The sequence below is a fragment of the Paenibacillus sp. FSL W8-0194 genome (assembly GCF_037969745.1).
GTDB lineage: Bacteria > Bacillota > Bacilli > Paenibacillales > Paenibacillaceae > Paenibacillus_AQ > Paenibacillus_AQ cookii.
In genome coordinates this window covers 4,336,859-4,348,949 of the sequence record NZ_CP150205.1, presented here as the reverse complement: position 1 = coordinate 4,348,949, position 12,091 = coordinate 4,336,859, and the positions used below count along the sequence as shown (strand labels likewise).

The 12,091-nt window shown below is 52.4% G+C and carries 12 protein-coding genes; 7 read left to right on the top strand and 5 right to left on the bottom strand.

Annotated features, from left to right (window positions below):
* Window positions 1–128 precede the first annotated feature (128 nt).
* From MKY58_RS19800 to MKY58_RS19780, 5 genes are read left to right on the top strand one after another with little or no spacing between them, the layout of a single operon-like run.
* Window positions 129–314: a hypothetical protein gene (locus tag MKY58_RS19800; RefSeq protein WP_339321754.1), complete on the top strand. Its 186-nt coding sequence runs from the start codon at window positions 129–131 to the stop codon at window positions 312–314.
* An 8-nt stretch (window positions 315–322) separates the two neighbouring features.
* Window positions 323–1,027 carry an ABC transporter ATP-binding protein gene (locus MKY58_RS19795; RefSeq protein WP_339321753.1) on the top strand — a complete coding sequence of 235 codons (705 nt, stop codon included), beginning with the start codon at window positions 323–325 and terminating at the stop codon, window positions 1,025–1,027.
* Window positions 1,020–2,150, top strand: coding sequence for a hypothetical protein (locus MKY58_RS19790; RefSeq protein WP_339321752.1), 1,131 nt, complete (start codon window positions 1,020–1,022; stop codon window positions 2,148–2,150). The genes MKY58_RS19795 and MKY58_RS19790 overlap by 8 nt, the downstream gene beginning before the upstream one ends.
* Before the next feature lie 33 nt (window positions 2,151–2,183).
* On the top strand, window positions 2,184–3,377 hold the full coding sequence (locus MKY58_RS19785) for a GHKL domain-containing protein (RefSeq protein WP_339321751.1): 1,194 nt from the start codon (window positions 2,184–2,186) through the stop codon (window positions 3,375–3,377).
* Window positions 3,377–4,120, top strand: coding sequence for a LytTR family DNA-binding domain-containing protein (locus MKY58_RS19780; RefSeq protein ID WP_339321750.1), 744 nt, complete (start codon window positions 3,377–3,379; stop codon window positions 4,118–4,120). Before MKY58_RS19785 ends, MKY58_RS19780 begins: the two co-directional genes overlap by 1 nt.
* 199 nt (window positions 4,121–4,319) lie before the next feature.
* Here the strand turns inward: MKY58_RS19780 and MKY58_RS19775 are convergent, their stop codons facing one another.
* Entirely contained in the window at window positions 4,320–4,778 is a 459-nt protein-coding gene (locus MKY58_RS19775; RefSeq protein WP_339321749.1) for an N-acetyltransferase, read from the bottom strand.
* Window positions 4,779–5,225: 447 nt separating this feature from the next.
* Window positions 5,226–6,560 carry a catalase gene (locus tag MKY58_RS19770; protein WP_339321748.1) on the bottom strand — a complete coding sequence of 445 codons (1,335 nt, stop codon included), beginning with the start codon at window positions 6,558–6,560 and terminating at the stop codon, window positions 5,226–5,228.
* Window positions 6,561–6,779: 219 nt separating this feature from the next.
* On the opposite strand from MKY58_RS19770, the gene MKY58_RS19765 reads away from it, so the two are divergent.
* The gene (locus tag MKY58_RS19765) at window positions 6,780–7,286 is read left to right on the top strand and encodes an SRPBCC domain-containing protein (RefSeq protein ID WP_339321747.1); all 507 of its coding nucleotides are present in this window, start codon (window positions 6,780–6,782) and stop codon (window positions 7,284–7,286) included.
* A 97-nt stretch (window positions 7,287–7,383) separates the two neighbouring features.
* On the opposite strand, the gene MKY58_RS19760 is transcribed toward MKY58_RS19765, so the two are convergent.
* The 3 genes from MKY58_RS19760 to MKY58_RS19750 all read right to left on the bottom strand — a co-directional run bounded on the left by MKY58_RS19760 (window position 7,384) and on the right by MKY58_RS19750 (window position 10,399).
* Window positions 7,384–8,718: an MFS transporter gene (locus MKY58_RS19760; protein ID WP_339321746.1), complete on the bottom strand. Its 1,335-nt coding sequence runs from the start codon at window positions 8,716–8,718 to the stop codon at window positions 7,384–7,386.
* A 27-nt stretch (window positions 8,719–8,745) separates the two neighbouring features.
* Entirely contained in the window at window positions 8,746–9,465 is a 720-nt protein-coding gene (gene deoD, locus MKY58_RS19755) for a purine-nucleoside phosphorylase (protein ID WP_339321745.1), read from the bottom strand.
* Between the two features lie 193 nt (window positions 9,466–9,658).
* Window positions 9,659–10,399 carry a GntR family transcriptional regulator gene (locus MKY58_RS19750; RefSeq protein WP_339321744.1) on the bottom strand — a complete coding sequence of 247 codons (741 nt, stop codon included), beginning with the start codon at window positions 10,397–10,399 and terminating at the stop codon, window positions 9,659–9,661.
* 266 nt (window positions 10,400–10,665) lie between these two features.
* On the opposite strand from MKY58_RS19750, the gene MKY58_RS19745 reads away from it, so the two are divergent.
* Window positions 10,666–12,087, top strand: a complete 1,422-nt coding sequence (locus tag MKY58_RS19745; protein ID WP_339321743.1) for a PAS domain S-box protein — start codon at window positions 10,666–10,668, stop codon at window positions 12,085–12,087.
* The last annotated feature ends 4 nt before the right edge of the window (window positions 12,088–12,091 follow it).

Genomic DNA, 12,091 nt, shown 5'->3' with positions numbered 1-12,091 from the left:
CTGAACGTCATGCCGGAACTCTTCGGAAGCACTGTCGGAGCGAATGAGCCGCCGGAGAAGACAAAACGGCAGGCGAGTACCGTTCAAGATGTTACAATGGCGGCATCAACGTCGAAGGAGGAGCTGCGATGCTGCTGAATTCCAAAAAGAAAAAAATGTTATTTTATGGCATCATGGTCGCCGTATGGGGAGGCGCAGGCATCATATATGCGGTCAAAAGCAACCCGCTGTTCTCCATCGCGGCATTTGTGGTTGCGCTCGCCATGGCGGCCAAACTTTACGGCGCGGTCAAAAGCCCGGACCGGGAAGGTTAGGTGCGGACATGATCCTTGAAACCAGGCATGTAACGGGCTGGTATACGAAACATGCGCCGGTGATCCGGCAGGTGAATCTGAAAATCGAGCCGGGAAAAGTATATGCGCTGCTGGGCGCCAACGGCGCGGGAAAAACGACGCTGCTGAACGTCCTGGCTTCGATTCACGGCCAATACAGCGGGGAGGTCCGTTATTGCGGCGAGAAGCTGACGGGCAAAAACGACAAGCGGGTGAAGCGTTATCGGTATTTCATACCGGATCATCCCGCCTTGTTCGACGAAATGTCGCCGCTTGCTTTTATGGATTTCGTGCACCGCTTATACGGAAAAACGGTGGATTCGCCACGGTTGGCGGCGTTATGCGAGACCTTCGGCTTCGAGACGTTCCTTCACCGGAAGATCGGCGCCTTGTCGCTGGGCAACAGGCAGAAGACGGCACTGATCAACGGGCTGCTGCTGGAATGTCCGCTGCTGATTCTGGACGAACCGCTGGTCGGCCTGGACGCCGTCGCGATCGAACGGATTTACGGGGAACTGCGCGCTTATGCGAAGCGGGGGAATGCCGTGCTGCTGTCCACGCATTTATTCCCCATCGTTAGCCGGATCTGCGATGAGGCTTTGATTTTGCACCAGGGAACGATACGGGAAACTGTCGCCGTAAATGGGGAAGAGCAGGTCAAAGCGGCGTTTTTTCGGGTGATCGGCCATGAATGACGTTCGCGCCTTGTTTCGCGTGCTGCTGCTGGACGAAATCAAGGGGAGGCGGCCGCTGAAGGAATTGGCGGCGATCCTCGTGCTCATCGTCGTCCTGTTTTGCGTCGTTCCTTCGGAATATACGGCTGTTCAAGCCCGATCCCTCGGCGTTCTCTTGAAAGGAACGGCGGCCGCCGCCCTGTATTTGTCCTTGCTTTCCGGCTTATCCAAGCTCAAGGACCGGAAATACAAGCTGCTGCTCGCCATGCCGGTGGGGAAAACGACGCTGATGTTGCTGTATGCCGCCGTCGTATGGGTCAAACATATCGGGTTCCGGGTGATGCCCTTTGTGTTGGCCATTCTTGCCTCAAACGTTTCATACAGAAACATTACGTTGCTGGAGGGCGCAGGCACGTGGCTGATGTGCGCGGCCGCCGGGCTGGCAGCGTGCTGGTGCGGCATAAGCGCGGTCTTCTTTTTGGACGACCGGGGGTTTTTGCGGTCTAGGCCCGAAAGATCGGCGATGAAGTTTGGCTGGATCAGAAGAGAGTTCGTGCGTTTTGCGGGCGAAAAGGTGCTTTTCCTGAACCATATCGGATATTCGCTGTTTCTGGTTTTTTTCTTGTACATGTCCACCGCGGTCTCCCGCGCCGGCGTAGAGTTGATCCTGTTTTTGCTGGTGCTGCTGTCGACATGCTCGACTCCCGGGGTGCTGTTTTCTTGGGAGAAACCGTACCGCCAGCTGCTTCTGTCGCTGCCCGTCTCCCGCGGCGGCCTATTCGCCGGCAAATATATATTCGCCTTGGCGATCATGTTTCCCTTATATGCCGCTGCCTACGGCATCGTTTGCGCATTTGGGCCCGGCCTGGATCGCTGGGGGCTGCTTGCGATGATGGCGATATCCCTCGGATTAACGACGCTCGTCAAGCTGTATTACGATATGAAGCGGCCGAATTTCGATTGGAGCCATCCCCGCCAAATGTTCGAACATAAACGGAAGTATATGCTGTGGCTGATCTCGGTCACCGTCTCGGCTCCCTTGATGGTATACTCTTATATGTCGATCTGGTTTGCAGGGGCCTTGCAGATGGTTTTTGCAGGGTGCCTTCTGTATGCAATCCGAAAAGGGAGGACCCAAAGGTAATGGAATTTGGTGTGCGGAAGCCGGTGGCTCGGCATGGATTTTAGTACGGCATGGATTGTCCTGTTGTTTTTTGTGCTGTTTTTTTTGAAAACGAAAGACGCGGCGGCAGCGGCCTTGTTCGGCGTGCTTAATTTCGTGAATTGCCTGTTCGCCATGCAAATCAGCCGGATCGTTATGGACGAGATGCTGAAGGTCCGGGACCCGGCCGCGGAACAACTTTTTCTGTTTGCGTTCATCGGGGTCGTCGCGTATCTGGCCGGCAGGTTATTTCGGGGCGGCGGGAGCCGGAGCGGCTTTGGGGCGCAGCATCTGTTCTCTTTGCGCCAGCGTATATGGATCACGTTCGGCAATATGTGCATGATGATGGGCGGCGTCTATCTTTCGCTCTTTTTTTTCGCCAATGCCGGCGGGGGACAGGACATGGTGCTGCACACCCTGCTGCTGACCGTCTATATGGCGGTCATCGTTTCAAGCCACCGGCTATATACATACACGTTCAAAAAGGAAATGGAGAAGCGGCAGTTGAAGCAGGAACTGGGGCAGCTTGAAAAATACGCGGATTCCCTGGAGGACGTGCTGCATGACATGCGGATATTCAAACATGATTATGCCAACATTTTGTCCACTCTGCAGGGGTTCATCGAGGAAGAAAAATACGAGGAACTGAAAACCTATTTCTATCGGGACGTATGCGCTTATTCGGACAAGCTGCTGCAGATGAACACGAGGTTGTCCCTGCTTGGGCGCATCAAGATCACGCCGCTCAAGGGCATGATTTCCTCGAAAATGTTGAAGGCTCTCGCGGAGCAAATCGACGTGTTTGTCGACATCGAGGAAGACATCCATGAGGTGGACATTTCCGCGCTTGATTTGTGCCGGATCATGGGAATCCTGCTGGACAACGCCATCGAAGCCGCCCGGGAAACGACGGAACCGATCATCAGGCTGGGGATCGTATCCCGTAAGGACAAGGTTTTGTTTATCGTCCAAAACAGCTGCCCGGTACGGACGCCCCCAATCTATAAAATGTTTGAAGCGGGATTTTCCACGAAAGGGGAGAACCGGGGCATCGGTTTGCCCGCCGTGCGCGAATTGCTCGACCGCAAATATCCCGAAGCCATCCTGGACACGGAAATCGATCCCGAATCGATGATATTGACGCAGCGGCTCGTGGTCCGAACAGCCGTCCGCGAACAAACGAATCCGAAAGCAGAGGAGATGACGTGATGCTTAACGTTTATATATGCGAGGATAACGAGCGGCAGCGCGAACAAATCGAACGGCTCGTGACGCATTCGATCATCAAGCACAAGCTGGATATGGAGGTGGCCTGCTCGACGGGGGATTACCGCGAATTGCTCGAACAGTCCGGGAAAGACGGCCATCCGTCCTTGTTTTTGCTGGACATCGATCTGAAAGCCGACATCAACGGCATTCAGCTTGGGGGGATGCTGCGCGACCGGAACCCCGATTGCCTGATCGCGTTTATCACCACCCATTCGGAGCTGAGTTATTTGACCTTCCAATACAAAGTGGAGGCGTTTGATTTTATGATCAAGGATGACCCCGGCCAATTCGCCTTGAGGCTGGAGGACTGCCTTCGCAAGGCGTATGAGCGGCATTTGAAAAAGGGCGGCGATCCGCGCCGGATGACGATCGAAACCGAAGAATCCATCATCAACGTCAAATATGAGGACGTGCTTTTTTTCGAAACGTCGTTTTCGCCCCACAAAATCAAGCTGCATGAGCGAAACAGGCAGATCGAATTTTACGGAACGTTGAAGGAGCTCGAAACACAGCTGGACGACCGGTTTTACCGCTGCCACAAGGCATACATCGTCAATCTGGACAATATACGCGAAATTGACAAGCGGAAACGGATCATCCTGATGGCCAACGGCGAAACCTGTTACGTATCCTTCCGGTATTACGGCGGGCTGGTTCAGGCGATGAAGGAGAGGACGGGGTGACCGTTCGCAGCAAGGTTGGGGGCGATGAGCCGGCGACTTGGCAAAAGCAAAAACAAGCCGATTTCGGTCCAGAACCGATCGTCGGCTTGTTTTTTTGCTATAAGGGAGGCGCAAAAATTTTACGCTAAATCCTGGCGGCCGAAAAGCCTGCTCATCTGCTCGACTACCCCTTTTTTAAGAAGAGGTTGCGGCGAGGGGGCTATGAACAGGAAGAAGCCTGCCATCCCATGACGAATTCCGCTTGTCCCGTCTCCTCGTCCACGGTTTCCTCCAAGACGGTAAAGCCTTGACGTTCATAAAAAAGAATCGCATTTTCGTTGTCCTTGTATACTTTGAGCTCGAGTTTCGGAACGCGTTCCTTGGCGTATTCCATCAGAGCCCGGCCGTAACCTTTGCCCTGATGGTCCGGGTGCACGAACAAAGCGGCGAGCAGATGCTGAACGACCGAAATAAATCCTGCGATTTCCCCTTCGTTCTCCAGCACGTAGCTTTCGGCCATCGGCAGGTAAACGCTGCGCATGTCCTCCTGCTTGGAATGCCAATAGGCGCCATCGATGAAATGGTGCGCTTGTTCGGATGCGGCCAGCCATATGCTGATGACGGCGTCCATATCCTCTTCGTTCATGAGGCGGATTTGCATCGTTTCGACTCCTTTCATTGCTTCTGTAATCCAGACCCGAGTGTAAAAGTTTTCCTGATCGGTGTCAATACATCGATAGAATAGAATCCAATCAAGGTCCCGCGGGTACGGCCCGTTTCATTATTTTGGAGAGTCTGTCACATGGGCGCGGGTTCCGTTCGTAGTAATAGATATTTGAAGCGCAGCTACCGTTCTGTGGGGAGGGTTTTCGCTCTATAGGCAAATCAAGCAACGAAACCGGGCCGCGATGTCCCGCCGGAAGCTGATTTTTGCGGCGATTCGGGCTTTGCTGCCGCTGCGTGATGTATCGAAAAACGCGCCGCGGATCCGGAATATCCGCATAACCCAAAAAACACCGGGGATACCGGTGTTTTTTTGCGTTTCTCAAGCGACCGACCCAATGATGTTCATGAACGCGAATCTTAGAATCCGGGCATGTCGCTGTTCCGAAGTTACGTCCCGAAGTTACGTTCCGATCTGCCGTGAAACCCGTTCTCCCAGCTCCGGATCAGCGCTGCTCAGATACCCCAATACGATGCGCCGCGTTTCCGGGGAGATGCCCGCCAGATCGGCCGCAAGATTATCCGCCAGATGGTCCTGCTGCACCTGGGAAAGCGTGCGGTAAAACTCGCCGGCTTGCGCAAAATCATCCGGTTCGGTCAGGTCGGCACGCACCAGCTTTCCTTGCACGAATCTGCCGCCGCCGCTGGTGACGAGCGCTTCCGGGGACCAGTTTTCCTGATGATTGACCGGCAGCCTGCGGAAATCCGGCCCCAGGCGCCTCCGCTGCGAATCCCAATAAATGTTGGCGCGGCCCTGCAGCATTTTGTCGTCGGACAGCTCGACGCCTTCCAGCAGGTTTGACGGCGAAAAGGCGATTTTTTCCACCTGCTCCTTATAGTCATCGGGATTTCGGTTGAGGATCAGCCGTCCGACGGGTTTCAAAGGATACTGCTTCTCGTCCCAAATCTTGGTATCGTCCAGCGGGTTGTAGGGAAGCCGGGCGGCGTCTTCGGGGTTCATCAGCTGCACGTAAAGCCCGTAATCGACCGTTTTTCCCGCCGCGATCGTATCGTGCAGATCTTTGCCCGCAATATCGGGATTTTCGCCGGCCAGCCGGACGGCCTCATGCCGATCGATGTACTGCTCTCCGCGGAAAGGGATCCAGTGGTACTTCACGTATGTGCGGACGCCCTGCGCATTCCGCCAAACGAAGGTATTGACGCTGTGCCCCTTCATGAAGCGGAAGCTTCTGACCGTGCCTACGTCGGAATAAAGCCAGACGAGAAAGTTCGTGGACTCCGGGGCCCTGGCGACGAAACTCCAGAAGCGTTCGGGGTCGATCAGATTGTTTTTCGGGGAAGGGAGGAAGGCGTTGATCGTTTCCGGAAAACGCATGGCGTCCCGGACGGAAAATACCGGGATGTGATTGCAGAGCAGATCGAAAACGCCTTGCTCCGTATAAAATTTGGTGGAGAAGCCGCGCACGTTGCGGGAAGTGTCCGGGGTGCCCTTCGTGCTGACGGCAAGCGAGAACCTGACGGTGACCGGAACCTGCTGGCCGGGCTGCTGCAAAAAGCAGAGCTTGGTATATTCCGCCATGGGATGTATAGTATGAAAATATCCGAAAGCGCCGTAGCCTTTGACGTGCACGGGCCGTTCCGGAATTTTGCTATGTATGAAGGTTTCCAGCGTCTCATGCATGATATTGTCCTGTTCCAAGACGGGACCGTCTTCGCCAACCGTCTGCGAATGGAAAGCTGCCGGAATGTCTCCCGACCATTCATTTTTATCCTTCATGTTTCGACCCCCCCAGTGGTTCTCTCGAAAAACCGAATGACGATAAGCTTCGGTGCCATGCTGGCTATATAGACAGTATATTGCGCGCGGAAGAAATAAATTTCTAAAATATATTCAAAATATTCCTTGACGGGAATATTCTCGAAAGGTTATATTATAACCATAGCAAGGCTAACGAGAAACATTCGGAGGAAACAATCCATTTGGGGAGGAAATAGAATGTTGAAACAATCGTTGAAAGCGGAAGGCAAAGAGTTATTCATTGAGCGTATTTTCAATGCGCCGCGCGAGCTGGTGTTCCAGGCATTTTCGGATGCCGAGCATTTGAAGCAGTGGTGGGGACCGCGCGGATGGACCGTCCCGGTTTGCCATGTCGACTTCCGCCCGGGCGGCATCTGGCATTATTGCATGAAATGCGTCGATCCGAACCAAGGCGATTTTTACGGTTTTGAATCCTGGGGCAAAGGGGTCTATCAGGATATCGTGAAAAACGAAAAAATCGTGTACGTCGATTATTTCTCCGATGCCGAAGGCAACGTTGCGGAAGGCATGCCGGCCCCTCTGATCACGTTGTCGTTCGAAGAGCATGACGGCAAAACGAAATTCGTGAACCACGCGGTATATGAATCCGCCGAAGCGCTTCAGAAGGTGCTTGATATGGGAATGGAACAAGGATTTACGGAAACGATGGATCGGCTTGAGGAGCATTTGCAGGCGAATAAATAAGCGGCTTTTTACGCTGGTTTTTTATACAAAAAGAAAGGGTGAGGTTTCCAACCTCGCCCTTTCTTTCGTAATCTATCTTGTGGAAGGCATCAGAACGTTATGCGTGTTCTTTCGTTTTTCCGATGAGAAGCCCATACACGCACAAAGCCAAAAGCGTAATCAAGGAAAGCGCGGACAAGATCGTTTTAAACGATACCGATTCAATCATGGCTGCCGTGTAGGTGATGCCGATCGATGTCGCGACGTTTAGCGTCAAATTGTAAAATCCGATCACGGTTCCCGATTGGCTGGAAGGTAGAGCGCTTACGCACGAATCGAGCAAAGGCGCGTACATAAAAGCAAAGGAGCCTGAAAAAAGCATCATGGAAATCACGTACACGATGACAGGTCCTCCGTAAAGCAGCACCGGCAAAATCAGACTTGCCGCAATCATGATCATCGCGATCGAAACCGCTTGTTTATTGGACAGGTACTTGGAGATCGTGCCGGACGACGCCCCGACGACCACCGCCGTTACGTATCCCGGAATAAGCAGCAGCGAGATCGTATCCAGGTGAAGGCCGTAAACCTTTTCCAATAAGAACGGAAACAGGAAGATATAACCTAATTGCACCGAATAAATAATGAAAGCAACGGCCAATACGGATACGAACCTTTTGTTTTTGAAAAAGGCAATGTCGATAAAAGAGTGTTTGCTTTTGCTGATATACAAAAGGAACAACACGACCGAAGCGGCCAAAACGAGAATGTAAATCCAGTTGAAGTCCGTAATGTACAGCATGACCGACGTCGCGATCGCAGCGATCAGAAGGAGCCCGACGATATCGACGCGGCTTTTTTTCGATTCTTCCTTCGGCATATATTTCAGGATCAGCGGCAGCAAGGCGATCGCCAACAACGGAATTAAAAACAGCGCCGCCCAATTCAAATAGGTCGAGACGAAACCGCCCGTAAGCGATCCGATGACCAGCGAGAGGGAATAGCTGCTGGTGCTGTAACCGAGAAATCTTTTTTGTTCGTTTTTGGGCAAATGTTTGGCGACATAAATGACATAAAGCGTCTCCGCGGAGGCCAGGCCCGCCGTTTGTATGATTCTGGAGAGGAGCACCAGCGGAAACGAATGCTGGAAGATAAAACCCAGGACGGATCCGGCGGTGATAAAGCCGATGCCTGCGACAAGCAGCGAACGGATGCTGATCGAATCGGCCAACGACGCGTAGACGACCGCCCCGATGCCGATCACGAGGCCGGCTAACGTTGCCTGCCAGCTGACCGTCGTCGTCGAGATCCCCAAATCTTTGGCAATGGCGACGGAAACCAACTTAAACGAGTTATCGATGATCAACGAAAAAACAAAAAATATCAACAAAACGGGAACCGCTTTTTTCGCAAGAGAAACCTGAGCGTCAGGTACGTGATGAGTCGGGTTCATGCCATAAAATCTCCTTTGCCGGTCTGTTTATGCGAGTTCGAGGGCAATTTCCATCATGTTCGTAAAAGATGTCTGTCTTTCTTCGGCGGACAGGAACTCATGTCTGAAGATATGGTCGCTTACGGTCAATATGCAAAGTGCGTTGACGCCGGCGTAGGCGGCATTCAGGTACAGGCCTGCCGATTCCATCTCGGCGCACAAGATGCCCATCTTGCTCCATCTTTCGAGCGCGGTCGGATCGACGTTGTAGAAAATATCGCTTGAAAGGACATTTCCGACATGGACCTTCTGGCCTTTTTCGTCGGCGATCTTTTTGGCTTTTTCAAGCAAATCGAACGACGCCGTAATGGAATAATGCCCAGGAACGTTAAATTGATGCATGTAATTGGAATCGGTCGAGGAACCCATCGCCAATACGATGTCGTTCAGCTGCAAATGATCCTGGATAGCCCCGGCGGATCCGATGCGGATCAGGTTTTTGACGCCAAACACGTGAATCAGTTCCCAGGAATACAGGCTCATGCTCGGCGTGCCCATGCCCGTTCCCATCACGGATAAGCGCTTTCCTTTGTAGGTACCCGTGTAGCCAAGCATGCCGCGAACCTCGTTGAACTGGACGACATCCTCCAGGTAAGTCTCGGCGATGAATTTTGCTCTCAGCGGGTCGCCGGGGAGCAGAATCGTTTCGGCGATTTCCGCCCCGTTGGGTTTAATGTGTGGGGTTTCCTTCGGTGTTTGCGTTTTCATGTTCTCAGTCTCCTTATTACAACTATATTTGTTGTATGGTTAGTTGTCTAATTTGTACTATGTAAAAATACCACATAAAGCGTCTGTTGTTCAACTACAAAATTTGACGGCGGCCAGATTTGATTTTGGCGGAAACAAACGCAAAAACAGTATCCCCCTCTTTCAAAGGAAGATACTGTTTTTTTATCCTTGGCTATTTGACGGCGTTGATTTTCATCACGCTGGATTCCTCGGGGATATAAAATTTGTTGTAGACGATCGGATGCTCCTCGTTGGCGTACAGGCTCTCCAAAATTAAGTCGCATTGATCGGCTCCCCCGGCGATGATGTATTTTTGCGACGGGGAATTGATCGCGCTCGAACGTTTGATCTCAATGGATGCGGAATGTGCCATTTCGTATACCCGGTTTTCGAGCAGGTCCATCAGCTGGCTCGTATCCTGCAGGTCCAGGTTCAATTCCGATACGGTTTCGATCGCCATAAACGTAAACGCAAACGCGACGGCAACCCCCTTGCTTTTATACCACCGTTCGATTGCCACGACCGCGGCGGCCCTTCTGTTCAAAATCTCCTGGGTATATTCGCTTTCCAAATCCAGTCTGAAGTCGAGTTCGATCTGGTCGATGGGTTCGGTGAGGCATTTGTAAATCGGGTTCCCGATTTTCTCCAAACCTGCGGTTTTGTTAGCCTGCCGATGTTTGGTGACGAAACTGCCTTTGCCGTGCACGCTTCTGACCAGCCCGTCATCCTGCAGAAGCGCAAGCGCCTGCCTGAGCGTCATCCGGCTGACCTTGAACGTTTTGGCAAGTTCCGTTTCCGTAGGCAATTGGCTGTCGCAAGGATAGGTACCGTTCATGATTTGTTTGTACAGTTCGTCGTACACCTTGATATACAGCGGTTTTTTTTCTTTGAATCCTGCCTGATTGACTTCCATGTTTTCACACCCATAATGATGAATTCGGCTGCTCTGAATCTGGCGGTATTATGCCTTGCCGATTGCAGCACCGTTTTTCAAGCTCAATGTAACCTTGCGCTTATTATAACATGGCCGGGCGGAATTAAAATCGGGTTCGGACCATCCGCGGCCGGAATGCAGCTTTCGAAACCGGATTTTTTAAATTTCTCCCGGGAAGGAGGCGGGTGTCCGCTCGTCGAATGAAATGTTAAAAATTTAATTATCGACCGAGGGAGTGGATGCCGATGGGGAAACCGCCGCGTGAGTTTTTGGAGTATTCTTCTTCTGAATTGATCGAAATGTTGTCCGAGCAGCAGGGAATGACGTTTAAGGTCAAAAAGATCGACGGGCAGTTTATACATACGTTTTGCAGCGGGCGGCTGCTATCCAAAATAGGTCTGACTCCCCAGGAGGTCACGGGCAAACGGCTGGGGGACTTCTATCCCGCCGAGTTGGCGGCTTACAAGGAATCGTTTTACCGGGATGCATGGCAGGGGAAGGAGGGGATCATTTACGAAAGCGAGTTTCACGGGGTGTTTTATCTGGTTTCCCTGCAGCCGATGAGAAGACTCGGGGAGGTCGTGGAATTGATCGCCTCCTGCGTCGACATTTCGGAACTGAAAACCCGCGAACAAGAGCTGAGGGAAACGAAGGAATTGCTGGAATCCTTGTACGAAAGCTCCGTCGACGGCATTTGCATCATGGACGTTGGCGGCAAAGTCATCCGCATCAACCATGCCTTCGAGAAAATTTACGGCTGGCCGGAGAGCGAGCTGATCGGGAGGCAGGCGCCGATGATCCCGGCCCATCTGGAAAACCGTTTTGATGAAATTTGCAAACATCTGCATTCCCAAAAAGCGATCCATTTCGAAACGGTGAGGCCGCGGAAGGACGGCAAAACCATTCACGTTTTTCTGACGCTGTCCCCGATCAAAGACGAAAACGACGACATCATCGCCTTGACCGGCATTACCCGGGACATATCCGAACGGAAAAAATCGGAGGATTTTTACCGCAAAGCCGATAAATTGAACGCCGTTGGCCAACTGGCCGCCGGACTGGCGCATGAGATCCGGAACCCGCTCACCTCGCTGCGCGGATTTTTGCAAATCATGCAGTCCGGGCGGGCTAACAAAAAAGAATACTTTGACATCATGCTGTCCGAAATCGATCGGATCAACAGCATCGTCAACGAATTTTTGGTGATCGCCAAACCGGTTCGCACGAAATTCCAAAAGCAAGACCTCATCCATATTTTGCAAAGCGTCATCACCTTGTTGGAGGCCCAGGCCGCCCTGAACAATATAGAAATCCGCACCAAAGTGGAAGACGGGTTTCCTCTGGTCGAATGTTCGGAAATGGAAATCAAGCAGGTATTCGTAAACATTTTGAAAAATGCCATCGAAGCGATGCCGTGTGGCGGGGTGATCCGCATCCATGCCCGCGTGCAGGAAGGCAGCGTCATGATTCGCATTGCCGACGAAGGCGTCGGCATCAGCGAAAGCCAGTTTCCCCGGTTGGGCGAGCCTTTTTTTACGACGAAGGAGAAGGGGACGGGGCTTGGCCTCATGATGTGCTACAAAATCATCGGCGACCATAAAGGAGGCATCAACATCAACAGCGTCGTCAATGAAGGAACCACGATCGACGTCATATTGCCCGCCTGAAACG